General features: G+C 64.9%; 1 protein-coding gene. It reads left to right on the forward strand.

Going from position 1 to position 268, the window contains the following annotated elements:
• On the forward strand, positions 1 to 268 hold a 268-nt coding region (locus SB773_RS32105), incomplete at both ends, for an alpha-L-rhamnosidase N-terminal domain-containing protein (protein ID WP_410594395.1).

Genomic DNA, 268 nt, shown 5'->3' on the forward strand with positions numbered 1-268 from the left:
TTCCACGTCTCAGCTCCGGTCGCGCGAGCCCGCCTGTACCTGACCGCGCTGGGCATCGCCTCTCCGTTCTTGAACGGAGAGGCGATCTCCCCCGATCTCTTCGCGCCGGGGTGGACTTCATATGAGCACCGCATCCGCTTCCACACGTACGACGTGACCCCGCTCGTCAGAGAGGGTGCGAACGAGCTCAGCGTGATCCTCGGCAACGGCTGGTATCGCGGGCGAGTCGCCTCATTCCACCTGCACCGTGGAGCCGTTTACGGGGATC

This window comes from Bacillus sp. SIMBA_074, assembly GCF_046534555.1.
GTDB lineage: Bacteria > Bacillota > Bacilli > Bacillales > Bacillaceae_G > Bacillus_A > Bacillus_A mycoides.